The sequence below is a fragment of the Bradyrhizobium genosp. SA-4 str. CB756 genome, from assembly GCF_000473125.1.
Lineage (GTDB): Bacteria > Pseudomonadota > Alphaproteobacteria > Rhizobiales > Xanthobacteraceae > Bradyrhizobium > Bradyrhizobium arachidis.
Genome location: NZ_KI421499.1, coordinates 4,468,316 through 4,492,309 on the forward strand (window position 1 = coordinate 4,468,316; position 23,994 = coordinate 4,492,309).

Annotated in this window: 21 protein-coding genes; 7 read left to right on the top strand and 14 right to left on the bottom strand. The window is 64.0% G+C overall.

The features are described from left to right. The first annotated feature begins 1 nt into the window (after position 1). Positions 2–586 (top strand): invasion associated locus B family protein, encoded by a 585-nt coding sequence (locus BRAGE_RS0121940; protein ID WP_027559028.1) that lies wholly within the window; start codon positions 2–4, stop codon positions 584–586. Positions 587–598: 12 nt separating this feature from the next. On the opposite strand, the gene BRAGE_RS0121945 is transcribed toward BRAGE_RS0121940, so the two are convergent. Both BRAGE_RS0121945 and BRAGE_RS0121950 read right to left on the bottom strand, forming a co-directional pair. Further along, on the bottom strand, positions 599–967 hold the full coding sequence (locus BRAGE_RS0121945) for a response regulator transcription factor (RefSeq protein WP_027559027.1): 369 nt from the start codon (positions 965–967) through the stop codon (positions 599–601). A gap of 189 nt (positions 968–1,156) precedes the next feature. Continuing rightward, positions 1,157–1,780, bottom strand: a complete 624-nt coding sequence (locus BRAGE_RS0121950; RefSeq protein ID WP_027559026.1) for a response regulator transcription factor — start codon at positions 1,778–1,780, stop codon at positions 1,157–1,159. Positions 1,781–2,081: 301 nt separating this feature from the next. Here BRAGE_RS0121950 and BRAGE_RS0121955 point away from each other — a divergent pair, with 301 nt between their 5' ends. Beyond that, positions 2,082–2,765, top strand: a complete 684-nt coding sequence (locus BRAGE_RS0121955; protein ID WP_027559025.1) for a helix-turn-helix domain-containing protein — start codon at positions 2,082–2,084, stop codon at positions 2,763–2,765. A 23-nt stretch (positions 2,766–2,788) separates the two neighbouring features. Here the strand turns inward: BRAGE_RS0121955 and BRAGE_RS0121960 are convergent, their stop codons facing one another. The 4 genes from BRAGE_RS0121960 to BRAGE_RS0121975 form a co-directional block, all read right to left on the bottom strand. Then, a complete protein-coding gene (locus tag BRAGE_RS0121960; RefSeq protein WP_028146339.1) occupies positions 2,789–3,244 on the bottom strand; it encodes a potassium channel family protein in 456 nt (151 codons plus the stop codon). After that, the gene (locus BRAGE_RS49065; protein ID WP_084334270.1) at positions 3,241–4,386 is read right to left on the bottom strand and encodes an AI-2E family transporter; all 1,146 of its coding nucleotides are present in this window, start codon (positions 4,384–4,386) and stop codon (positions 3,241–3,243) included. Before BRAGE_RS49065 ends, BRAGE_RS0121960 begins: the two co-directional genes overlap by 4 nt. 131 nt (positions 4,387–4,517) lie before the next feature. After that, the gene (locus tag BRAGE_RS0121970; protein WP_027559024.1) at positions 4,518–5,543 is read right to left on the bottom strand and encodes a glycoside hydrolase family 5 protein; all 1,026 of its coding nucleotides are present in this window, start codon (positions 5,541–5,543) and stop codon (positions 4,518–4,520) included. Positions 5,544–5,565: 22 nt separating this feature from the next. Next, a complete protein-coding gene (locus tag BRAGE_RS0121975) occupies positions 5,566–6,852 on the bottom strand; it encodes an O-antigen ligase family protein (RefSeq protein WP_027559023.1) in 1,287 nt (428 codons plus the stop codon). Between the two features lie 220 nt (positions 6,853–7,072). On the opposite strand from BRAGE_RS0121975, the gene BRAGE_RS0121980 reads away from it, so the two are divergent. Continuing rightward, entirely contained in the window at positions 7,073–8,209 is a 1,137-nt protein-coding gene (locus BRAGE_RS0121980; RefSeq protein WP_027559022.1) for a GNAT family N-acetyltransferase, read from the top strand. Positions 8,210–8,237: 28 nt separating this feature from the next. On the opposite strand, the gene BRAGE_RS0121985 is transcribed toward BRAGE_RS0121980, so the two are convergent. Beyond that, positions 8,238–9,458: an FAD-dependent oxidoreductase gene (locus tag BRAGE_RS0121985; RefSeq protein WP_027559021.1), complete on the bottom strand. Its 1,221-nt coding sequence runs from the start codon at positions 9,456–9,458 to the stop codon at positions 8,238–8,240. Positions 9,459–9,938: 480 nt separating this feature from the next. Here BRAGE_RS0121985 and BRAGE_RS0121990 point away from each other — a divergent pair, with 480 nt between their 5' ends. Further along, on the top strand, positions 9,939–11,285 hold the full coding sequence (locus BRAGE_RS0121990) for a lipopolysaccharide biosynthesis protein (protein WP_027559020.1): 1,347 nt from the start codon (positions 9,939–9,941) through the stop codon (positions 11,283–11,285). An 8-nt stretch (positions 11,286–11,293) separates the two neighbouring features. Here the strand turns inward: BRAGE_RS0121990 and BRAGE_RS0121995 are convergent, their stop codons facing one another. Further along, positions 11,294–13,384 (bottom strand): GumC family protein, encoded by a 2,091-nt coding sequence (locus BRAGE_RS0121995; RefSeq protein ID WP_027559019.1) that lies wholly within the window; start codon positions 13,382–13,384, stop codon positions 11,294–11,296. 280 nt (positions 13,385–13,664) lie between these two features. Here BRAGE_RS0121995 and BRAGE_RS0122000 point away from each other — a divergent pair, with 280 nt between their 5' ends. Together BRAGE_RS0122000 and BRAGE_RS0122005 are read left to right on the top strand one after the other, a co-directional pair. Continuing rightward, positions 13,665–14,855, top strand: coding sequence for a glycosyltransferase family 4 protein (locus BRAGE_RS0122000; protein WP_027559018.1), 1,191 nt, complete (start codon positions 13,665–13,667; stop codon positions 14,853–14,855). Positions 14,856–14,882: 27 nt separating this feature from the next. Then, complete coding sequence (locus BRAGE_RS0122005) at positions 14,883–16,418, top strand: glucosamine inositolphosphorylceramide transferase family protein (protein ID WP_027559017.1); 1,536 nt, start codon at positions 14,883–14,885, stop codon at positions 16,416–16,418. 43 nt (positions 16,419–16,461) lie between these two features. Here BRAGE_RS0122005 and BRAGE_RS49070 read toward each other — a convergent pair whose 3' ends face one another. The 6 genes from BRAGE_RS49070 to BRAGE_RS0122040 all read right to left on the bottom strand — a co-directional run bounded on the left by BRAGE_RS49070 (position 16,462) and on the right by BRAGE_RS0122040 (position 22,047). Next, entirely contained in the window at positions 16,462–16,740 is a 279-nt protein-coding gene (locus tag BRAGE_RS49070) for a hypothetical protein (RefSeq protein ID WP_141262976.1), read from the bottom strand. Between the two features lie 108 nt (positions 16,741–16,848). Next, positions 16,849–19,365, bottom strand: a complete 2,517-nt coding sequence (locus tag BRAGE_RS0122020; protein ID WP_027559016.1) for a two-component system VirA-like sensor kinase — start codon at positions 19,363–19,365, stop codon at positions 16,849–16,851. Beyond that, the gene (locus tag BRAGE_RS0122025) at positions 19,362–20,204 is read right to left on the bottom strand and encodes a cytochrome-c peroxidase (RefSeq protein WP_231164318.1); all 843 of its coding nucleotides are present in this window, start codon (positions 20,202–20,204) and stop codon (positions 19,362–19,364) included. Before BRAGE_RS0122025 ends, BRAGE_RS0122020 begins: the two co-directional genes overlap by 4 nt. Before the next feature lie 153 nt (positions 20,205–20,357). Then, the gene (locus BRAGE_RS0122030; RefSeq protein WP_027559014.1) at positions 20,358–20,588 is read right to left on the bottom strand and encodes a hypothetical protein; all 231 of its coding nucleotides are present in this window, start codon (positions 20,586–20,588) and stop codon (positions 20,358–20,360) included. After that, the gene (locus BRAGE_RS0122035; protein ID WP_027559013.1) at positions 20,578–21,201 is read right to left on the bottom strand and encodes a DUF1127 domain-containing protein; all 624 of its coding nucleotides are present in this window, start codon (positions 21,199–21,201) and stop codon (positions 20,578–20,580) included. The genes BRAGE_RS0122030 and BRAGE_RS0122035 overlap by 11 nt, the downstream gene beginning before the upstream one ends. A gap of 120 nt (positions 21,202–21,321) precedes the next feature. Then, positions 21,322–22,047, bottom strand: a complete 726-nt coding sequence (locus BRAGE_RS0122040; protein ID WP_027559012.1) for a response regulator — start codon at positions 22,045–22,047, stop codon at positions 21,322–21,324. A gap of 566 nt (positions 22,048–22,613) precedes the next feature. Here BRAGE_RS0122040 and BRAGE_RS0122045 point away from each other — a divergent pair. Further along, positions 22,614–23,969, top strand: a complete 1,356-nt coding sequence (locus BRAGE_RS0122045; RefSeq protein ID WP_027559011.1) for a glycosyltransferase — start codon at positions 22,614–22,616, stop codon at positions 23,967–23,969. The last annotated feature ends 25 nt before the right edge of the window (positions 23,970–23,994 follow it).

Sequence of the window (23,994 nt, forward strand, 5' to 3'; positions counted from 1 at the left end):
CATGCCCCGCCCTATTGATTGTCTCTCCGGTCTCTTGACGTTTGCGGTCATCGCCACCGCGACAAGCTCCGGCATCGCCGCACAGAAGACGGCGCAGGCCGACAAGCCCGCCGAGTTTGCAACGCGCGGCCAGCGCGAAGCCAAGGACATCACCTATGGCGACTGGCAAAAACTCTGCTTCAAGGCCGGCGGGGCGCCGACGCTGTGCCGGACCTCGATCACGGGCAAATTCCCGACCGGTCAGACCGCGGTGCGCGTCGACCTGATCGAGCGCGAGGATGCTCCCATCGCCCGGCTGCAATTGTTCGTGCCCGTCGGCATGTACCTGCAACAGCCGCCCAAATTGACGATCGACCAGGGCACGCCGTTCCGCGTGCCCTACACCTGGTGTGCCACCAATCTCTGCATCGCGGCCGACGTGGCGTCGCCTAACACCGTCAAGGACTTGGCATCGGGCAAGGCGCTGACGCTCGAGCTGGTCGATTCGAATCTCCTGGCCCTCACGACCTCGGTGCCGCTGGAGCAGTTCGCGTCCGTCCGCAGCGGCGCGCCGGCGAAGACGCTGGAACAGTATGTCGACGAGTGAGCGCTCGAGGCCCTAAGCCGTAGCCGCGCGCGTTACCGACTCGATCAGGGATTCGGCGGAAAACGGCTTGGTCAGATAGGCGACGCAGCCCGATGCGATCGCCGCGGTGCGGTTCGCCGGACTGTCGTTTCCGGTGATGTAGATGACCGGCGCGGTCACACCCCTCTCCGTCAGCCGCAGGCGCAGCTCGATGCCGGATTTCCCGTCTAGGTTGATGTCGAGCACGATGCAAATCGCCCGCTCCAATCCGCCGTAGTCGAGCAAGGCGCCCGCGGACTCGAACAGCGTGGCGACGAAACCGTGCGCGCGGAGCAGCCTCGACATGCTCGTCCGGACGGACGGATCGTCATCGACGATGAAGACGGACTGGTGCGTCGGCACGGCGACCTCTCAGGCGGCATCAACGGTGATGGCCCTGTGGCTGAAGGCGATATGACCCGGCCTTCCCCTCGCATCGGGCAAAAAGCTGCAGGTTCCGCACCTGCATCGCAGCACCGTGCCGACGGGTTTTCAATTGTCCCTTCGGGAAGTCACACCAGGGAAACTGTGCAGTCCGTGGCGACAAATCAGTTAATCGCCATTCGCATCGAGCATTCCGAGCCGCTCCGCGATCGAAACGAGTTCCGCAAGCGAATGGACCTGCATCTTCTCCATCACCTGATGGCGATGCGCCTTCACGGTGCGTTCGGTGGTCCCGAGCGCGTGCGCGATCTGCTTGTTGATCCGGCCGCGCACGATGAGATCGAACACCTGCCGCTCGCGCTGCGTCAGCGTCGCCAGGTGGACACGAAATGTCTCCAGCCTGCCGCGATGCGCACGCGCGACGCTCTGGCGCGCCAGCGCGCGCTCGATAGCGTCGATCAACTGCTCCGAGGAGATCGGCTTGGTCAGGAAGTCTTCCGCGCCCGCCTTGATCGCCCGCACGGTGGTCGGCGTGTCGGCGAAGCCGGTCAGGAAGATGATCGGCAGCGTCGAGCCCGATGCGACCAATTGAGTCTGCAGGTCGGGGCCGCTCAATCCCGGTATCCGCACGTCGAGCAGGATGCAGCTCGCCTGCTCGTCGTCCGGCCCGGCATCCAGCAGTTCCTTCGCCGACGCATAGGTCGCGACCTCATAGCCCGCCAGCTTCAGCCGACGCTCGATCGCCGTCCGAAAGGATTCATCGTCGTCGACCACGTGAACGAGGCCTGGCACCTACCACCTCTTGCATTGAAGACCGCTGATGGTCTTCTCACTCTACAAATCAGTCTTCATCCGTTTGAGGATTGAAATGTCTGCTTCGCGATGAGTCAAATTTGAAGGACGCAATGCTTTCTCATCCTGTGCACCCGGGCAATCATGTTGTCCCTTGGTACAATGGACCTAGGGACAATGGATTGAAATACCGCCTTGGTCGAAAATCAACTTCAGCGGGAGTGGGATAGCGCGGCGCATTCCGGCTGCGAAAATAGTTAGCCTCACAGACCAATTCGGCGACAAGCTGAGGAGTTGGCCTATGTTTGTTCGCATCACCACGGATTCCGCACCGCGCCCCAATTCCCTCCGCGACCTCGGCATGACCAGCGATTCAAATGCACTGGTCAATTTAAGCGAATTTTCCTACAGAAAAGGTAGCGAAATCTACGGCGAGAAAGAGCCCGCCGAATACGTCTACCAGGTCAAGTCGGGTGCGGTGCGAAGTTACAAGCTGTTGTCGGACGGTCGCAGGCAGATCGGCGCGTTCCACCTCATCGGCGACATCTTCGGGCTGGAAAACGGCGGCGAGCACCGCTTTACCACCGAAGCGATCGTCGACACCACGGTGCGGCTGGTCCGGCGGCAAAGCCTGGAGATGGTGGCTGAAAGCGACGCCATGGTCGCCCGGAACCTGCTCAGCATGACCACGACCAACCTCCAGCACGCCGAGGATCACATGCTGCTGCTCGGCCGCAAGACGTCGCTGGAGCGGGTGGCCGCATTCCTGCTGGAGATGGACAAGCGCCTCTCCGCATCCGACGTCATGGCGCTGCCGATGTCGCGGCGCGATATCGCCGATTATCTCGGCCTGACGCTGGAAACCGTGTCCCGCGCCTTGTCGCGGCTGCACGAGATCGGCGTCCTCGGCTTCATCGGCAACACCCAGCGCCAGATCGTGCTGCTGGACCGGCACCTGCTCGCGCGCCTCGACCTGCAGTCCTGAACTGGACCGCGGCGCCGGCCGCATCAGTTCCGCGGTGAATCTGCGCCGGACGTTTCGGTCAGACCGAGATGCTCGAGCGTCTTGAGCAAGACCTCGAACAGGATGGCCGCGGACCAGCCGAACAGCAGCACACCGTTCATGGCCGTCAACGGTCCGATGAGCCGCCATTCCTGCACCGGCGTGATGTCGCCATAACCGAGCGTGGTGTAGTTGACGAACGCGAAATAGAGCAGATCGCTGCCGGCCGCGGCGGCGTGGACGATGCCGTAGGTCGCGGCCCACACCAGGACTTCCAGCGTGTGCGCGATCTCCAGGACCACGGCGGTCGCCATCATCACACCCATCAGACGCAATCGCGGTCGTTCGGTATGAGGCAGCAACGCGCGGCGGGCGATCGCGACCGCGGCGACCGTGACCAGCGCATGAAGTCCGATATTGATGACGCTGACCAGGGTGCCGACCAGGATCTGCAGCATCATTGCGATCGACCAGTCCTCAACTCGCGGCCCGCCTGCGAAGCCATCTCCGCCGCGTCAACCATAGCCCTGTCGATCTCGACCGGCGCGGTGCGCTCGACGCGGATCCAGGCCGCCGCGAGCTCCCAGGCCACCGACAGGATGATCGGACCGATGAAGAGGCCGAGGATCCCGTGGCTCAGCGTTCCCCCGATCACGCCGATCAGGATGACGAGCGTCGGCGTGGTCAGCCCCCGCCCCATCACCAGCGGTTTCAGGATGTTGTCGAGCAGACCGACGACGACGAGATAGAGCGTCAGAAGCAGGGCCGTGGTCACGTCCTTGTCCGTCCAGATCCAGATGACGACGGGGAAGAGCACGAGGAAGGCGCCGATCTGCACGATCGACAGCAGGAGGACGATCACCGCGAGCAGGCCCGCGATCGAAAGGCCTGCAAGCTTGAAGCCGATCCCGGCGAAGAACGCCTGCACGATGGCCACGCCAATCACGCCCTGCGCTACCGCGCGGATGGTCGCGCCTGCGAGTTCCAGAAAATGCTCGCTCTGCTCCGGCACGACGCGGACGAGGAAGCCCCTGATGGCGGCAACGAGCTGCGGCCCGAACGGAAGCAGCAGTCCGGCGACGAACACCGAGAGCAGGAACTCGAGCATGCCAATGCCGGTATTGCCGGCAAACGACAGCATCATTCCCGCAAGCGGCTTCAGATATGGCGCCACCTCACGCAGCACCGTGCGGATGTTGGTGGAGGCCAGATTCCAGAACTCATAGAGCTGCGGGCCGACCAGCGGCCAGCCCTTGATCTGCTCGGGCGCGGCGTGAAGCCTGAGTTCGCCGCTGCCGATCTGCCCTGCGATATCCTTGATTGCTTCGACGGCACCGAATCCGAGCCAGGCCGCCGGACCGATCACGATGCCGAGCGTCACGAGCGTCAGCAAAGCGGCCGCGGTGCGGGGCCGGCCACCGAGGCATCTGGCGAGCCAGCTGAACGCCGGATAGAACGCCACCGCGAGCACCGCGCTCCAGGTCAGGATCGGCACGAACGGCTTGATGATGAGGAAGGTCCAGATAATCAGGAGAGCCAGCAATCCGAGCCGGATCACAAGCTGGATCACGTCCGGAAATACAAGCTGGCGCGGTTTCTTCAAGGTCGAAGCCTGTCGCTCGGGGCGGGCACACGCGTGCAAACAGTAGTGCCCTGCCCGCCGCGGCAAGCTTGATCCAGATCAAGGTGATATCCCGCCGTTCGTTCAGGAGCTGCCCGTCAGGCCTGCCCGCGTCAACGCGGCGGCGGAGTCAAGGCACGCAGGATGTCCGGCCTCCAGGCCTGACGGACACTGTCGAAGGCTGCGAAGTCGTGGTCGAACTGCCAATAGGCCCAGGCCCAGCCGAGCTTCTCGGCGCTCCTCGCCATGAACGACAGGTATCTCACGCGGCTGTCGGACGGCGCCCGCTCGTACACGCCGAACTCGCCGAGATAGACCGGGCGTTTCTCCTTCTCCGCCCAAAGCTTCATCTTGTTGAAATCGGCGGCAGCCTTGGCTTCGTCGTCCGGGCTGCCCCAATCGAGCGGCCCGATCCGCGAAAACGTCCGGGACCACGGCGCGCCCTGATGGGTGAACCGTATCGGCGCGTAGTAGTGAAACGTGACGATGATATTCCCGTCGTCGGCCGGCAGCGCCAGCTCGTCGACTGGAATCTCGTCGACGTTGAGAACGGCGGCAACCACTTGCCGCTCGGGATTGGTGCGGCGGATGATGCCGAGGCATTCGTTGAGGAGCGTGTTCCAGCTCGCCGACGTCATTTGCCCACCGGGCTCGTTCAAGACCTCGAACACGAGTCCTGGATATTTTCCGGCATAGCGCTCGGCGATCTGCCGCCAGAACGCCCTGAGCTTCTCGGCGCATCCGGAAACGTCGCTCTGGCAAACGTGGGTATCGTGCTCGTCGAGGACGGGGATGAGGCCCCTCGCGAAAACCTCTTCGATCACGGCATCGAGCCGCCGCAGGACGATCTCGTCCAGCACGTTGCCGGGACCCATGAACTTGAAACCGAAGAAATTGATTCTGACGTGCGAGAAGCCGGCCTTCTTGATCGCCGTCAAATTGTCCAGGCGGAACGGCGCGTTCTGACCGCCTTCCCAGATTCCATCGTAGCCGAGAATGTTGATGCCACGGCCCAGTCGCGGCATATCGCCGGCAGCGGCGGGCCCGACCGCACAGGCCTGGCACAGCAGCGAGGCGAGGCAAAACGCTCTTGCTGCAAGAGACGAAATTCTCGGCCAGCGAGCCCGGATGGCGGTCATCTTGCTTCCCTTGGGTGAGGACTTAAAAGTCCGTCTGCGGCACCGGCCTGCATGTGGCGAAAAAGAACGCCAGGAGGAGCACCGACGTGAACATCGTCGAACGAAGGAACATCGTCTCGGTGAAATTGGACTGAAAGCTGAGGACGACAAATCCGATGATCAGGGCGCAGTGCGACCGGTCGATCGATTGCGTGGAAATCAGATGGAGTATCTTGTTCGAGAACAGGAAGACGCTCGCGGCAAAGAGCGCATATCCCAGAAATCCCGTTTCGAGCAGTATTGCGATGTAGCCGCTGTGATAATTGTCCAGGACCCAGCCGTGGTTCTGCTCGAAATAGTCGTAGACCGACGGGATGGTCCAGAAGCCGTTGATGCCGAATCCGAGCAGCGGCGCATTGTCGAGGTGGCTGATGGCATACTGCCAGATGAAGGTCCGCTCGGTGAAATCGATGCTCGCATCGCCGATACGGATGGCGTCGTAGCCCGTGACATAGAAGTAGAGGATCAGGAGAGCAGCCATCATGCACATGACGACCGGCAGCACCGCATAGATCCTCATGCAGCGGACCGACCACATCGAGGTCAGGAGCAATGCGCAGGCGGCGAGAGCAACGGCACCGGCGCCCCGCGATTCCGACGCGAGCACGCAGGTTGACGCGAGCAGGAACACGACGAGGAACGAGATCCAGCCCTGCCCCGTCATCTTCCGATAGCAGGAAAAGAACATCAGGTAGGCGCCGACGAAGCCGAGTGTCTGCTTGGATTCATAGACGCCCTGCCATTGGCCCTCGTGCATCCAGGTGTGATCGATCCCGATATCGGGCACCGCAATCGCGAAGAAGGCGGACGCGGCGACCGATATGAAGAGCCCGAGCACCGTGGCCCCCACAATCTCGTCGATGTCGATACGCGTGATCAGACAGAACGCACCGAATGTCGTCATCGCCATCGCCGCACTCTTCATGAATGCCGCGGCGTTCAGGCTGGACCACGACACGGAGACGACGGCGAGGGTGTAGAATGCGACCAGAACGATCAAATCGGGATTGAGCTGCAACCGCAGACGCGGGCGCACGAAGGCACTCGCGTAGATGAGCACGGCCCACATCAGGATCGCCACCGCCTGCTGCAGATTGCTCAGCTGCTCCGGCAGCAGCGCGGTGTTGAAATTGCCCATCGATGCGATCACGTTGACGGTGATCGAACTGAGGATGGCGATCCTCGCGAGCTTCTCGACGCTGGCGCTGCGCGTCTTCCAGAACGCGCTATCGAGTGTCTCGGAATCCACCTCGGTCTGCAGGCTGGCCATGAGACGACTTTCCTAAAGCGCGGTTAACAATCCGCTAGCGCGCCGCGATCTCCGCATCCGCTCGGCCCGGCGACTTAAGGGTTTGGTAACGATACCAACCCTGCCCGCCGCATTAATGCAAATTACAGGCCTCCAGTGTCTCGCCCGTAACGACCTTGCTATAAAGCGCAGGTCCGGCTCGATCGACAGCCCCGATTTACCTGGTTTTTCCCGGTTGCGCATGAACAGGCCCAGCACCAACTTCGATATCGCCATCGAGCCGGCGTTCGACTTCCTGTCGCCGGAATACGCAGAGCTGTTCGACGGCTCGGCCGCCACCGCGTTCCAGCATCCGCTCTGGCTGCATAGCCTCTACACCGGGCTTGCGCCGCATGCGGGCGCAACCCCTCTGATCGTCGTGGCGCGCCATCGCGCAACGGGCGCGCTTGCGATGGTGCTGCCCATGCTGCGGGTCCGGCGTGGACCGATCCGGACCGTCGAGTTCGCCGATCTCCGCGTCTCCGACTATCTCGCGCCGGTTTGCAGCCCCGAGGTATTTTCGCAGTTGCTTGCGGACGAGAGTGCATGTGCCGAGATCAGGTACCTCGTCCGTCCGTTCGATCTGCTCCGGATGACCAAAATTCCCGACGGACGGCTTCCGATCGAAAATCTTCTGGCTGCGCCTCGCCGCGTGTCGATGGAGACCAATGCCTACGCGGCCGTTCTCGTCGCGCCGTTCGAACAATGGCGGGCCAGCGCGCTGGATCGCTCCTATCAAAAGGAGCTCGCAAAGAAATCTCGCCAGCTCCAGAAGAAGGGCGCCCTGAGCTTCGCATGCTGCAACGACAGCGCCTCCGTCGGCGAGGCACTGGACGTGATGCGAAAGTTTCGCGGTCCGCGCTTTCAGTCGCAGGGCGACGGAGACCTGCTCCAGCGCCCCGAATATTACGCCTTCTATTCCGACGTGGCGCTTCGCGGTCTCGGCTCCTTTGTTCGGCTTTATGCCATGAAGATGGATGGCGAGGTGATCGCCGCCGTGCTCGGATTGCACCACCAGGACAGCTTCATGGTCATCATGAGCGCGTTCGACATCGCCGGATACAAGAGCCAGTCCCTGGGCGCGCTGATGTTCGAGCAGGTGGCACGGGATTGCATCGAGCGCGGCGATCAGATGCTCGACTTCACCATCGGTGACGAGCCGTACAAGAAATTGTTCGGCGGGCAGCCCTCGCCGATGTGGACGGTCACGCAGGCCGGCAGCACCGCGGGCGCCATATCCCTGTTCGCGCTGAAGCAGGCCCCCTGGCTCAAGCTGGCCGCCAAGCGGATGTCGGAGTTCAGGCTCTTGCCGACCCGTACCTCGACGCCCACGCGCTGACACGAGCGGGCGCCGAGCACCGCAGCACTCAGGCGCGCAGCGCGCTTCGGACCTGCGCGAGCCAGCCCGGGCGCATTTGATCGACCCGATGGGTGAGGCTGCGCCGCAGGAAATGCAGCCGCCGCCGCACGTCCCAGCCGATATCGTTGCGGGACGTCAGCGCCTGGCGGAAGTGTGCCATCTTCAGCGATTGCTGGTCCGCCGCAATCTTGTCGCGATCGGAATAGAACTCCGATATCTTCGCCTTGCCCATGCCCTCGGTCATGAGCCAGCGCGGCGCGTATTCGGTGCAAAGACGCTCGACGTCGACCAGCAGGCGGGCAACGCCGGTGCCGGCCGCAGGACAGTTGGTCTGGAACGCATCGCCGATGAGCACGACGCCGTCCTGGAGGTGTCCTTCGACGACGGACAGGTCCATCACCCAATTCTGGACGCGGTCCGTCACGTGGAAATCGCCGAGATAGGGCCGCAATCCCGGCAACAGGCGCAGCAGCGTCGCTTCGGTGTCGCGGCGCAGATCGCGCATGACAGGATCGGCCGGGTCGCGGAACATGAAGAGATTGGCCCGCATGCCGGCCTGCACCGGAAACAGGCTGAGATAATCGACGCCGTCGGCGGTGCGCTCGCCGTAACAGGTCAGCGCGTTGAAATCGAACGGCGCGCCATCGCGCCGGGCAATCGTGAAGCCGAACGAGACCGAGTGGCCCGCGGCCAGCACGCGCCGCTTGATGCCGAGCTTGTAGCCGAGAGCACCAGCCATGCCCGTCGCCAGAACGACGAGGCGTGCCTTCAGGCGCCGACCGGAGGCGAGCTCGAGCTGCTGGACGTCGTCGCTGCAGCTGATAGCGGTGACCTCGTCGACGATCAGGCTGGACGCATCGGGGATCTGGCCGCGCGCCATCGCGACGAGATCCGCATACGGAAGCCCGTAAGCCTGGCCGACGCTGACATCAACCAGCTTGCCTTCCCTGATGTTGAGCACGCGGTCATATGGACACGCGACGCTCTCGAGGCCGCGGATGAAGCCCAGCTTCCGGAACATCTCCAGCTGCGGGCCGCCGATCTTCTCGACGCGGAATTCGTCGGGATAGACCGCGCGCTTGTCGATGAGGGTGACGCGATGCCCTGCCCGCGCGAGCACCGCCGCGGCGAGCGATCCCGCAAGGCCGCCGCCGACGATCGCGACGTCGACCATCGTCGCAGCCCCGGTTGCTGCGACCGGCTCGGTCACGCTTTGATCCGCCGTCATGGTTCAGGCTCCCACGGTTAACGGTGGTCCCATTTGCAGTTCTCTCGTGCAATTCTCTCGCCTGATGTCGCATCGCGGGATCAAACGCGATCATTTCTGCCGATCGAGGTTAATGAACTGGCGGACTGATCCAGCTCCATGACATCGCGGCACGCGCTTTGCTCGGGATGTCAGGCAAATCCCGGACTCGGCCTGAACGGCGGCCCTTTCCGGCAACCATTTCCGCATTCAAACGGCCGATCTTGTCGTCATGGCCGCCGATGCGGCGCTATGCCGCCATTTCGGTCGGGTCAGGGCTTTGCGCTAACGGGACAGTCGGGACGGCTGTGTTTCACGGTGACGCAGCCGGCGTCATCGCGACATCGTCATGGGCGGCAATATCCTGAAGGTCTCCCATTAACACTCGCGGTTTTTCGGCATGCTAGGCTATCTCCGATATCGAACCACGTCTCTTCAGGGGAGAGTTGCTCCTCAACTTCCATGATCAAATCCATCGTCCAGTTCATGCGGCGCGACGTGACGCGTGGTGTTGCCGGGACCATCCTGCTCAAGGTTGGTAGCGGCGCGCTGGCGTTTGCGTTGTTCTCGCTGGCGGCGCGGACGATGTCGCCCGACGGGTTCGGCATCTTCGCGACCTGGCTGTCGGTGGCGCAGATGGCATCGGTGGTGGGACTGGTCGGCCAGGAGTCGCTGCTTGTGCGATTCCTCAACGAGTATCGGGTGGCAAATCAGCCCGACCTCACCAAGGGCGTGCTGCTATCGAGCCTGAGGATCTCCTCCGCCGCGATGCTGATCGCGATCGGCGCAATCGCGATCGTGGCGAGCCTGCGCGGCGATTGGTGGCTGCTGATCCTCGCAGTGTCGGCCTACACGGCCGTGAATGCGGGATTGATGCTCGGCAGCCAGATCGCGCGGTCCCTGGTCAGCATCCTCATGGGAGAAGGCAACCGCGAGTTCTTCTGGCGGGTCAGCGTCGTCCTGTTTCTGATCGCCGTCCTGACCGGTCATCGTCAGCTCGATCCCGCCGAATTGATCGTCGTGATGACGATCGCGATGTCGATCGGCCTCGGCGCGCAGGTCGTCGCGATCGCGCGCGCACTGCCGGATTTCCGCGGCACCGCGGCGCGCTCCGAGACGTCGCGCTGGAGATCGAGCGCGCTTCATTTCTGGGTCGCGTCCATCCTCGAAGCCGCCAACCAGTATTTCGACGTCATCCTGGTCTACTGGATGCTGGATCCGGCGACCGCCGGCATCTACTTTGCCGCCTCGCGCCTCGCCAACATCTTCGCCATGCTCTCGGCCGCGCTGTACAGCTTCGGTGCGCGCCGTCTGCCCTCACTGTACTTCAGCAAGAACCACCAGGAGTTCGAGCGGACCTTGCAGCTGATGGCGGAAGTGACCGCGCTCTGCGTGATCAGCGGACTGCTGTTGATCTGGATCGGCGGCCCCTATCTGCTCAACCTGTTCGGACCTCATTTCGCCGCACAGCACTGGGTCCTGATCGTGCTTGCGATCGGAACGGCGTTCCAGGCGGCGGGCGGTCCATCCGCCGCGATCTTGCAACTGACCGGCTATGAGCGCGAGTATGTCCCTGTCGTCGCCGCGAACGTGGCGCTGCGGCTGGTCGGATTTCTCATTCTCATTCCCTGGTTCGGCGTGCTTGGCGCTGCGATCTCGGCGACCGTGTCGCTGGCGCTCGCGACCATCGCCCTCAACATCCTCTGCCGCCGGCGGACCGGGGTCGATCCTTCAATTCTCGGATTGCTGCGCTTCTCTGCATCGAAGCGGGGTAATTACGCAGTCCGCGGAATGGACTCCGCCGAATAGGCGCAGGTTCAGCCGGCCAGACCCAGCACTTCGCCCCGGCGCTGCGCCGACGGATCGGCGGGCACGTGATTGACGACGATGCCAGTGGGCACCCCGCCGAACCGGGAGAGCGCAGCCGTCGCCCTGCGCATGGCCGCTGAATCGACCGCGTCTTCGCGCGCGACCAGGATGACGAGATCGGCATGCGCGGCCAGCGCCGCCGCCTCCGGCTGCAACGCCAGCGACGTCGCGTGAACGACGATCAGATCGAACTCGGAGCGAATATCGTCCGCGGACGTCGCATTGGGCTGCTTGCCCGCGCCGAGAAGCTCGTCGACGCTGCGGACATCCGCCGTGGTGGTCATGCCGTCGGCCGGCGCTTTGGCGTTGGCAGGACGCGCACCGCCGAGATCCGGCTCGACCCGGATCAGGACGCCCAGCTTCCCGCGGCTCACCGCCCACCGGTTCAGCGAGCGCGCGACGGTGTTGCCGCCGGCGCGCTTGCCGACCGACATCACGAGAGCGACCTTACCCCGTGGTCCCGGTGACTTTTCCAGCCGCTCGAGCAGCGGCCGGAGATAGGGACCGAGGTCGAGCTCGGCGGTTGCGGACAGCGGACCTTGCCAGACGTTTCGGGGCCCTTCGCCCGACATCAGCTCGGGAACGCGGGCCCACACCGGCGGTCGTGCCCATGCGCCCGGCTGGCGCTCAGCCGGTTCGACCTCGCGCGCGCGAACGTCCGGAACGGGTTTGTCCGAGCCGCGTGCCGTTGCGGCAACGACGGCCGTCGATGTCAGCAGCGAGCCGATCGCGAGTGCGGCCAGCAGCAAGGGCAGCGGCGGAAGCGTCGAGCGCAGTGGCGGAACGGCGGACGACGCGATCTTGGTCTGCGAGCTCTGCAACAGGCGCTGCTCGTTCGTGGTCTTGGAGCGCGAGAGGAACTGCTCGTAGATGTTCCTGTTGGCTTCGGCGTCGCGCTGCAGCTCCTGGAGCTTCACCAGCGCCTGACCATCGACCAGCAGCTGCGATTCAGCGGCCTTCATCTGGCTTTCCAGGGCCTTCTGCTGATCGCGCTGCGCTTCATATTCCGACTTTGCGGTGTCGATGCCCTTGGCCCGCTCCACCTCGATCTGCCTGTTGAGATCGTTCAGCTGACTGTAGGACATCACGAGGTCGGGATGGCGATCACCGAACACGGCCCGCTTCTGCGCAATCTGATCGTTGAGCGCCGAGCGCTGGGCCCGTAGCGCACTCAGCAGATCCTGCTTCACGGGGCTTTCGACATTGCCCTTGAGGTCGCGCTGTGCCTGCTCAAAGCGGGCCTTGGCCTCTTCCGTCCGCGCGCGCGCGGCGGCAACCTGCTGCGACAGCTCGGTCACGCGCAGCTGCTGCGTCGTCGAGTCCTTGCCGGCGTTGACGATCCTGTGCTCGAGCTTGAAGGCGGCAACCGCGTCCTCCGATGTCTTCAACCGGTCGTTCAGCGTCTTGAGCCGGCTGCTCAGCCAGTCGGCCGCCTCGTCGGTCGCCTCGGTGCGGATGCTTTTTTGGCTCGCGACGAATGCCTCGGCGATGGCATTGGCGTAATAGGCCGCGCGGTCCGGCCGGTTCGAGGTGAAGCGGAAGGCGATGACATAGGTCAGCCCGCGGCGGGAAATATCGAGACGGTTGCGGAAGCGCTCGAGCAGGCGCGCGGGGTCGGTGTGTCCCCCGGAAATGTCCTCGTCGTCGCGAATCTTCAGCTGCTCGAGCAGCGGCTTGAGAAAGCCATCGGACTTGGCGACTTCGACCAGGCTTTGCAGCGCGGCGCTGTCCTGTCCGATGCCCGGCAGGACGTCCTGCTCCGTGGTCACGCGCTGCTCGCGGGGATCGACGACGACTAGCGCGGTCGCGGCATATCGCACCGGAATCACGAGCAGGACGACGACGCCGAGCGCGAAGATCGCGAGCGCGAGCGTCAGGATGCGGCGACCGTTGTCCCGGATGAAGGACAGCGCGCCGGCGGTCGTGAGCATACCGCGCGCGGCGGCTCCGCGCCCCTCACCGTTCGATGAATTCCGGCCCTGCCACGACGCGGCGGTCGATCCGGAACTGGTCGGGTCTGCGCGGCGACCGAACGTCATGGAATTTACTCGGATTCAACTGGCAAACACTGGTTCAGTGGCCTGCCCCCAACGTAAATATCTATGGTTAATCCGCGGTTACCCGGCCCCGCGCGAGCATGACCAATTGGTTAACACGCTCGCGCCATTCCACCCGGCAGGAAGCGGAATTCTCCTGTGAATGATGTGCTTCCGGCAGCGCGCGCATTAACTCCGTTTGTTGCTAGTCGGTGTCTGGCCGATGCCCGCATGGTAGGTACGGAGTTAAGAAGGTGAAGATTTCATTAGCGGGTCGGGATCCGTGCTCCATTACCAGCCAGGCACAGAACTGGGCGAGGCACCGAGGCTGCCGTCGACCGCGGCAGCGCTGGCGATGCCGGACGGTGGCGGAGCAAAGCCGCGTGTACTTCTCGTGCAGACGCAGGCCGAGAACGCGGGTGCGCAGGAGATCTCGAGGCTGCTCGGTGCCGGGCTGACCGCGCGTGGCTACCGCGTCACCAATCTGTTCTTCTTCCGCAAGTCGGATTCGTTCGACGAGCCGCCCGATACGCTCTATTGCGCCTCGCGCCGCCCCGGCAATCCGCTGGCGCTGCTGCGCATGCTGTGGACGTTCGGCCGCCATATCAGGACCGTCCGGCCCGATGCCGTCCTGACCTTCCAGCATTTCGGCAACGTCATCGGCGCGGGCGTGACGCGCCTCGTCAGCCGCGCACCGGTCGTCGCCAATCAGGTCTCATCCGCGCTGTCGATGAGCTGGCCGGTCCGCACCGCCGACATCGCCATGGGCAGCCTCGGCTTCTTCGACTGCATCACGCTCAACTCGAAGGACATGGAGCGCGAATATTCGCGCTACCCTGCCGCCTACCGCTCCCGCATGGTGCATGTTCCGCACGGCTTCGACGACAAGGCGCTCACTTTGTCGAAGCAGGCTGCGCGGCAGAAATTCGATCTGCCGCCGGACCGCATCCTGCTCGGCTGCGCCGCGCGGCTGCACCCGCACAAGCGGCTCGATGCGGCGATCCGCCTCCTGCCCGATCAGCCATCCTGGCACCTTGCCCTCGCCGGCCAGGGCGCCGACGAGGCGCGGCTGAGGCAGCTCGCGGATGAGCTGAAAGTATCGGACAGATTGCATCTGCTCGGCGAAATCCCCCCGCGCCGGATGGCAGAGTTCCTCGCCTGTCTCGACGTCTTCGTATTTCCGACCCAGGCCGAGACCTTCGGCCTTGCCGCGGTCGAGGCCGCGAACGCCGGTGTTCCCTCCGTCGTAACCGATCTTCCCGTGCTGCGTGAGGTGCTCTGCTTCGAAGGCAAGCCGACGGCCCTGTTCGTCGACGCCGCCGATCATGCGCAGCTGTCGGCCGCCGTCTCCCAACTTCTGAATGACCAGGCATTGAGTGACGAGCTGCGACAAAACGGCAGGGGCCTGAAGTCGCGCTATTCGGTCGATGCGATGGTGGAGGAATACGTTCGAATTCTCGGCCAGGTCATCTGACCGGGCATTGGAAGAGATGGGCTCGACATGATCATCGAGTTTCGCTGTGAACGTGACCATGCGCGGCAGTGGATGGATCGCGAGACGCTGTCGATCGACGGCCGCAGCGTTCCGGTCCGGATCGCATGGACCGCAACGGCACAGTCGCGGCCCGCAGGCCTTGATGCGCTGTTTGAGCTCGAGCGCATGGTGCTGCACAAGGGCAAGCTCGGCGGCGCCAGCAGGTTGAAGATCACTCCGGAACGAACGCAGGCCGGCACCGGCACGGCCGACGTGATCGTCGATTTCACGGGCGCGGCGCGGGATCCGAGCTGTACGGCAAGGCTGTATCTCCGCCCCCTGTTCAATGGCACCGCCGGCGAGAACGCCGCACTCGCCGCCATCCTCGCCGGCGATCTGCCTGTCATCGAGATTGTCAACGAGGTCGACGGCGCCGTGCTCGATCGCGGCCATCCGTCCGCGGAGATCGCGGCCGGCCTGAGCGGCGGGCTCGAAACGGTCATGGCGCGAACGCTGACCATGGTGGCGGCGATCCTGTCGGGACGGCCGCGCATCGTGCCGCAGCTGGCGCGTCCCGCCCCTGATGGCAACGGCCGGCAGCCGGTGGCCTATGTGTTGCGCGGCCTTGCGGTATCGATCGCCAAGGAGATCTATCGCCTGTGCTGCTATGCGCCGCATTGGCATGTCGGATGGCGCTTCAATGACGGCGCTGGCGTCTGGCAGACTGGAGATCTCTCCGGGCCGCGCTGGAACGTGCTCGGCGATCCCGGAAACCATTTCTACGCCGATCCCTTCCCGATCACCTGGCGCGGACGAACCTTCGTCTTCTTCGAGGACCTCGATCACCGCGTCGGAAAAGGCATCATCTCGGCGATCGAGTTCGGCGACAGCGGACCGATCGGCGAGGTCGTGCCGGTGCTGGAGGAGCCCTGGCACCTCTCCTATCCGTTCCTGATCGAGGACGATGGCGAGCTGTGGATGATCCCGGAGAGCTCGCTTCACGGCGACGTCGCGCTCTACAAATGCGTCCGGTTTCCGGACAAATGGGAGCGACACGCGACGCTGCTGTCGGGCCTCGAGCTCGCGGACGCGACGATCACGCGGCACAACGGCCTGAATTATCTGTTCGGCGCCTGGCGCGACGGAAGCGGCGGCTATTCGGACTCGCTGGCGATCTATTACGCCGACCACCTGCACGGACCCTGGCGGCCCCATGCCAGCAACCCGGTCCTGATCGATCGCGCAAGCACGCGACCGGCGGGCAATTTCGTCACCATCGATGGCAAGTTGTGGCGGCCGGTGCAGGACTGCGCCCATGGATATGGCGCAGCGCTGGCCCTCGCGGAGATCGTCGAACTGTCGCCGACATCCTACAAGCAGGTTGTCCGCCACGCTCTCAAGCCGGGCCCGGCCTGGCCCGGCAGGAAACTGCACACGCTGAACCGCTGCGGCCGGCTCGAGGTGATCGACGGATCGCGCGTTCAACCCAAGACCCGCGCCCTCGCCAGCAAATTTCCATCGGCCGTCGCGCCTGCGCGAACCAGTCCTTCGACCGCCTGCTGAACCGCCGCCAGCCCGTTGCCGGCGGCGGCGCAGCCTGATGCCTTCAGCAGCCACGGCAGATGATCAGCTTCCTGTCGACCTCCGTGTCGAGGCGTCGCAGCTCGGCCTCGGCCGCCGACGGTCCCGCGCTCGGCGGAATGTCACGCAGGCGCGGCTGCCGGTGGCCTATCGGCACCCGCAATCGCTCGGCCGATGCGACATCGTCGACGGAAGCGATCCTGCGGATAACAGTGCCTGACGTGCCTTCGGCATCTGCGCCTTCGAGCGAGGAGCCGAACAGAAGCAAGGCGGCAACGACGGTCAGACCACATCGGTTGGACATCATCATTCTCCTATCGCGGTCGGATTGGGGCGCCCCGGGAAACGGGCAACCTGACGCCAGGGATAGGACGAACGAGCTACATGACGGCTTCCCGCCTGCGATATCGCGTTACCGGTGCAACTCGCCTGCGGAGGCAATCCGCTTGGCTCGCTTGCCGGCGGCCGATGCCGCGAGGCATCGCGACAATGCCGCGGCGAGCTCGGCCGACATCAGCGGATGATGGACGAGCTCGGTCACGCCCGCGGTCGCCAGCAAGGGCGCCGCGAAATGATGCACCGAGGGGCTTGCGAGAATGATCGGCAGGGACGGCGCCGCATCATGGAGCAGATAGGCAAGATCGAGCGAAGAGCCTCCCGGCACGTGGCACACCAGCGCCACGTCGAAACGCGTACGCGCGGCGCGGCAGGCCGCCTCGGCGTCGTCCAGCCGCGAGAATCCAACCGGCTCGTAGCCGAGCGCGGCGAGAATTTCCTCATTGCGCAGCAGCCGCTTGCGGTCCGCTTCGAGCACCAGAACGGTTTCCCCGGCGCCACGAAGCGCGAGCGACGGCGCGTGCTGCAGCGAGATCGGCTCATCCGGGGATCCGCACGGCAGCCAGATGTCGAAGCGCGTTCCGGCGCCAAGCGTGCTCTGCACGACCACGGCGCCGCCGTGCTGCTCGACGATCTCCCGGACCGTCGCAAGCCCGAGACCGTTACCTTCCGAGCGCGTCGTGAAGAATGGCTCGAACACCTGCTCCAGCGTCGCCTCGTCCATCCCCGGCCCCGGATCGGAGACCGAGATCACGGCGAAGCGGCCACGCCGCAATTCGGTTCGCCCGATCGACAAGGGATGCATGATGTCGCGTTCGGCGATCTGCAGATCAATGACGCCGGGTTCTTCCATCGCCTGTGCGGCGTTGTTGCAGAGATTGAGGATGACCTGCTGCAATTGCGCGGGCTCACCCGAGACGGTGATGCCTTCGGCACGCTGGCTGACTACGAGCTTCACATGCGCAGGCAACGATGCGGCGAGCAGCGCCTCGGTCTCCGCCACCAGCGTGCTGATGCAGATGCGCTCCTGTCGTCCCTGGCTGCGGCGGCCGAAGCTCAGGATCTGGCCAACGAGCTCGCGCGCCCGTTCGCCGGCGCGCCGAATCTCGGCGAGGCTCGCCGCGGAGCGGCTTCCCGACTTGATGCCGGTGTCGGCGATCTCGACATAGCCGAGGATCGCCCCGACGATATTGTTGAAGTTGTGGGCGATACCGCTGGCGAAGGTGCCGATCGTCTCCATCCTCCGCGCCTGTTGCAGGCTCGCCTGCAGCCTCTCCTTCTCCTGCTCGAGAATCACGCGGCCCACGGCGTTGCGGATCGCGTCGAACGCGGTGCGGAAGAGCGCAAATTCGGCCCATTTGCTCAGCGCCGGCGCCTGCACCGCATCGAAGCCAAGAATGGCCACGTGTTCATGCCCCGATTGGGTCTTGATGCACAGCCAGCCGCGAATTCCGGCTTCGCCAAGCAGGTTCGCCAGATCGTCGGGATGCGATGGCCGGACCTTGGGAATGTAGACGATTGCTTCCTCGCGATCATCGAACCGCTTGGCAAGGTCGAGGGCCCGGCTCGGCCAGGTCGCATCGAAGCGAACACCTTCGCGGGCCCACCGGTAGATGTTGTCCGTCGTGGCCGCCGACCATGCGAAATAAGCCCTGTCCGCACCGATGAAGCCTGCAAGCTCCTCGAGCGCGCTCTCCACATGGCTGCGCAGCGCATCACGATGCGACTCGATGAAGCGCATCGAGATATTGGCGATCACGTGCTCGAAGGCGGCACGACGGCGCAGGGCCTTGGCCCGGGCCCGCAACAGCAGGCCGAAATATACGAGCGCGCCCAGCAGCAGCAGCGACGTGACATATTGCAGCAAGCGGTTCTTGCGCGCCGCCGCCCGGGCGGACATCTGGCGCTTGACGATCAGCGCATGAACGGCATCCTGTTCGCGGTTGCTGGCCTCGGCGACCAACGCCTTCAGGATGGCATCGACGTCCGGAAGCACGTCGTGCAGAAGCTGGCCGTGCGCGACGGCCGCGTGCAGCAACTCGTTGTCCTCGGACGCAATCTGCAAGCGCGCGAGATGGTCGAGCCGGGACTGCAACTCGGCCGCGGTCACGTCAGACGTATCGAGCGTCAGCTGCAGCATCGCAGCGGACAGCGCCGAGACGTCCGCCACCAGCGGCCGGTCGTCCGACGACGACAGGCGGGCGCTGAACAGGCTGAAATAAGTGAAGGAGTTGCGAAGCAGCGCGTTCTTGCTCTTGAACTGCTCGATCAATTCCTCTTGCCGCGTAGCGCGTGCAGACAGCACGTCGATCGCGGCGAGCTGCTCCTTGTCCGTGCCGGCAGCCTCGCGAAGCCGTACCAGCGCGGCGTCGTAGGCGTCCACCATCGCGACAAGGCCGTCGTAACTGCGTGACAGGCCGGCCCGTGACGTCAGCACTTCGCGGCTGATACCGCGCTCGAACCGGGTGAAGTCGGAAAGCGCCTGCGTTTGCCGATCATAGCGGTCCGAATTCAGGTTGAGGCCGTTGAGCAGAAGCCAGGTCAACAGCGCGAGCAGGAACGCCACGCCGACCATTGCGGGGGCGATCTTCATGGGTCGCCTCCGACCTGCGCACCGCGATATTGTCCGGTCAGAGTGTGGAGAAAGGCGACGATCGCCTTCACTTGAGGATCAGTCAGGGTTGCGTTCAATTGGGCCTGTCCCATCCTGCGAACCGCGTCGTCGAGCGTCGGTGCGCTGCCGTCGTGAAAGTAAGGCGGGGTCGTCGCGACATTGCGCAGGCTCGGCACGCGCAGGATGGCTGGATCCGGCGAGGCCAACGGATGAAATATGCCGTGACGCTGAAACAGATTTCCGCCGATATTGACGCCCTGATGGCACGAGACGCAGCCCAAGGATTTGAACTCGCGGTATCCTTCCAATTCCTCGGAGCTCAACGCGGAGCTATCGCCTTCGAGCCAGCGATCGAACCTGCTGCCGGGCGTCACCAGCGTCTTTTCAAAATTCACAATGGCATCAACGATGTTGTCGCCGTCCGGACCGATACCATAGGCGGCAAAGAAGCCGGCGCGCATCGCGGGATCCAGGTCGAGCTTCTGCGCGATCGTGTCGAGATCGCTGCCCATGATCCGCGGATTGACGAGCGAGGCCGCGACGTCTGCGCCGACGTTGCGATATTTTCCTTCCCAGCTGAAACGAAAATTGTGCGTCGCGTTGAAGACGGTCAACGTGTTGAGCGGCAGCTTCGCACCGCTCAGATCGACATCGTGCGGCTTCGTACTGGCGCCGTTGGTGTTGATGTTGTGGCACGACAGGCAGCTTCTCGAATTGTCGCGCGACAGGCGCTTGTCGCTGAACAAGCGCTCACCGAGCCTGACCTTGCGCGGATCGAGCGTCGGAGCCGGCGGCATCGGCGTAATCGGCTCGTCCATGCCGCGCCCGGCGGGCGCTACCGATGGCGCCACCTGCGGCGGCGCCGGAGAAGGCTGAAGGCCGCTGAGGACCAGCACACAAATCGCGACGAGAGCTCGCCGCCGGATCAATTTACGCAACAATCGATTCTGGGCAAATCCGAACACTGCCCGTCAGGTAGGTGTTGTCATACATTTCAGCAATCCATGGTTCCCGCCGAATCCGCCTGCAACCTTCAAGTCTTCTTGATCGATGCAGTCGTCTCTCGCCGCCGCATCGACGAACTGTCTCGTCCAGCCGAACGGTATCCGTCCGGCCTCAAGGCCGCGCGCGATGAGGGCCAGGACGACCACGTGGTAGTAGTCCAATCCCGCGATCGCGCAGAAAATCGCATCAGCAATCACGGCAGTACCTCACCATTCGCTCGATGTCCGCCCGGCCCTGGATACCGATATCCCGCAAGGTCCGGTCGTCGTATTCCGCCAGCGCCCTGACGGCCCGTCTGATCTCGTGTTCCCTGCGCCAGTACGTCCACAAGGCCACGACCTGCTCGCCGAACCGGGCCAGCCAGTCTCCGTGCTCGCGCGGGCATTGCTCGCTCCACGCAGCAGGCAAAGGCGCAATGAAGTTAGAACTATTCAAATGTTGAGAGACGAGCAGCTCGTGCGCCACAGCGGGATGGCGATTGCCAGCGCGCTGAGCCTGGTGCGCATTTGCAGAAACCGACTCCTCATCGACCGAGAAAGCCGCGCTCGGATGCAGCGCCGCGCCGTAGACGGCAAAGCCTTCCATGCAGAACGCTATCGCCGTCGACAGCCAGGTGGTCGCCTGACGATCCATCTCCACGAAGGGCGCCGCAGCCGACGGCGCCCTGTAGTTCGACATATCTGGCACCTTGGCGCGAACGTGCTTGCTGCCCCGATCATCCGACAGATCAAGCTGCGCAATGCCGCCGATCTGCCGATGGGGCGATTGAACGATCCGGTTCACGTTTGAAGAGAGCTGCTGGTCCGGCATGGGAAGATTCTCCTGCGCGATGTTTGCAGGAGTAACCTTGAAGCTGCCCTGTTACGTCACCGTCACCGTCACGGGGAAAAGAGTTACAGACGCAGCCTGGCGCCGCCGTTCGCGCCGCGATTAGAACGGTTCTACCGGAAGCGTGAAGACGTAACCAACACCGCGCTCGGTCTGGATGATGCGCGGCGCGCTCGGATCGGTCTCGAGCTTGCGCCGCAGCCGCAGCACCTGAACATCGATGCTCCGATCAAAGATGTCCTCGTGGATGCGGGTCGCCTGGAGCAGATGCTCGCGGGTCAGCGGGCGCTGCGGCGCTTCGAGAAAGGCCAGCAGCAGCGCGTATTCGCCCTTGCTCAGGGGAACCTGCTCATTGTTTGCGTCCAGCAGCCTGCGGCCACGGCGTTCGAGCTTCCAGCCGTTGAAGCGATAGCCGCCGCGTTCCGGATCGCGGGCGCGCGCGACCCGTCCCATCTCCTGACGGCGCAACACGGCGCGGACCCGTGCCAGCAGCTCCCTCAGGCTGAATGGCTTGATGATGTAGTCGTCGGCGCCGAGCTCGAGACCGACGATACGGTCGATTTCGTCTGGACGGTGGCCGGTCGTGATAATGACCGGCACGTCGGACTGCGCACGGATTTCCCTGAGCATGTCGAGGCCGTCGTCCTGCCCCAGCCGCAGATCGAGAATGATGAGGCTGGGCTGCGCTCCTTCCAGATGTCGATGCAGCTCGGCCCGGGTGGATGCGGCCCTGCTCGGGACGTTGTGCTCTTCCAGATATTTGATCACCATCTGCCGTAGGGTAGGGTCGTCATCGACGACGATGATATGGCCGACGTCTGCCAACATATTCGATCTCTCAAACTTGCCCCAGGAGCCTGTCTCAGGCCAATCCCGCTTGCCGCGCAATGTCAGGGTCTGGACAGGCAATGGACTGCTCCGGCTAAAGCGGAAAATAAGGCACGCGATCTGCCGGCGGCTATTTCTACCGTTCGAAACGAACGATCATTTGCCGACGGCGTATCTAGATATGTACCAGCGACGAACAATAACGTTCGCAAACCTTACCGCGAACTAGGTCATTTTTCCGTCGCATTCCGCGGAATCTCCTAGACGTGAAGACTTGTGATCCCAGCCCTTTACTACTTTAGCGAACGCGTCGCCTCCACGACGCGATGCGAATTTTCCAGATCGCACGCCGAATTACAGCTTCGTTTCAGAGCAGCCGGTGACGGTTACATTTGTAACATGGCACGGCTCTCCGAGCCGCCCGCATCGCTACAAAGCCACGCTCCGTTGCTGCCGTAACCATTTCCCGTCCGCCACGAAGTTTTCCGGTAACGGCGATCCCGACATCTCTCCTCTGCTCATCGAGCGGCACCAGACTGCCGTTCGACAATCAGAGGATCGACCACATGAAAGTTCTCTTCGCTTCGACGCCTGCGACCGGCCATCTCAATCCGATGCTGGCGATCGCCAACATCCTCATCGCCGACGGCCACGAGATCGCGTTCCTGACAGGGACGGTGTTTCGCGCCCGCGTCGAGGCCAGCGGCGCGAGATTCTTTGGCCTTCCCAAGGGCGCCGACTTCGATTTGCGCGACATTCTCTCGGTAGTCCCGGAGTTGAAGACCATCGCGCCGGGGCCGGAATGGCTGCGCCTCGCCTGCGAACGCATCTTCGTCGACGCCATCCCGGCGCAGAACCAGGGTCTCTACGAGTCGCTGGAGCACTTCCAGGCCGACATCATCGTCGGCGACGACATGTTCTTCGGCGTGCTGCCGATGCTGCTCGGCTCGCGGGAGGCGCGGCCGCCGATCGTGCTGTGCGGGACGTCGTTCCTGCACTGGGCGCGCGACGACGGCGCGCCAAATTTTCTCGGCTTGCCGCCTGCGACGACCGAGGAGCAGCGCCGGCAATACGCCGTCATTGGCGACGAGTACGACGCCAATGTCGATTTGCCCGTGCTGCGCAGCCTGAACAGGGTGTTGAAGCCCTTCGGCGTCCGGCCGGTGACGCGGCCGCTCTTCCATTCCGTCATCGAGCTCGCCGATGCCTATATGCAGTTGTCAGTGCCGAGCTTCGAGTTTCCGCGCAGGTTTCCCTCCACGGTCCATTTCGTCGGCACGCCGCCGATCATCCGCGACCAGGTCCCCTTGCCGCCATGGGCGGACGAGCTCGACGGTTCGCGCAAGGTGGTGCTGGTGACCCAGGGCACGGTGGCCAATCATAATTTCGGCCTGCTGATCGTCCCGACGTTGAAAGCGCTGGCGAACGAGCCCGACGTGCTGATGGTCGTGACCGCTGGCGGCCGCCCGGTTGACGCCATCCCCGGCCCCATCCCGTCCAATGCACGGATCGCCAGCTATCTGCCGTTCGAATGGCTGCTGCCGCGCGTCGACGTGCTCGTCACCAACGGCGGCTATGGCAGCGTCAACCAGGCCATGAGCTTCGGCATTCCGCTGGTCACGGCGGGCATGACGGAGGACAAGGCCGACGTCAATGCGCGGGTGGCGTGGTCCGGCGTCGGCATCAACCTCGCCACCAACGAGCCGACGTCCGAAGCGCTGCGCGAGGCGGTACGCACGGTGCTCGATCGTCCCGCCTATCGCATGCGTGCCTCGCGCATGGCCGACGAGTTCACCAGCATCGGCACCCGGTCGGCCGTGCTGCGGATCATCAAGCGCATCGCCGCCGATGACGACGACGAGACGCGGCAGGCCGGCGCGATCGAGACAGGCCGGAGGTCCGCGCATCGCCAGGTGAGCTGACGCGCGCTGACGTCACCTGACCTCC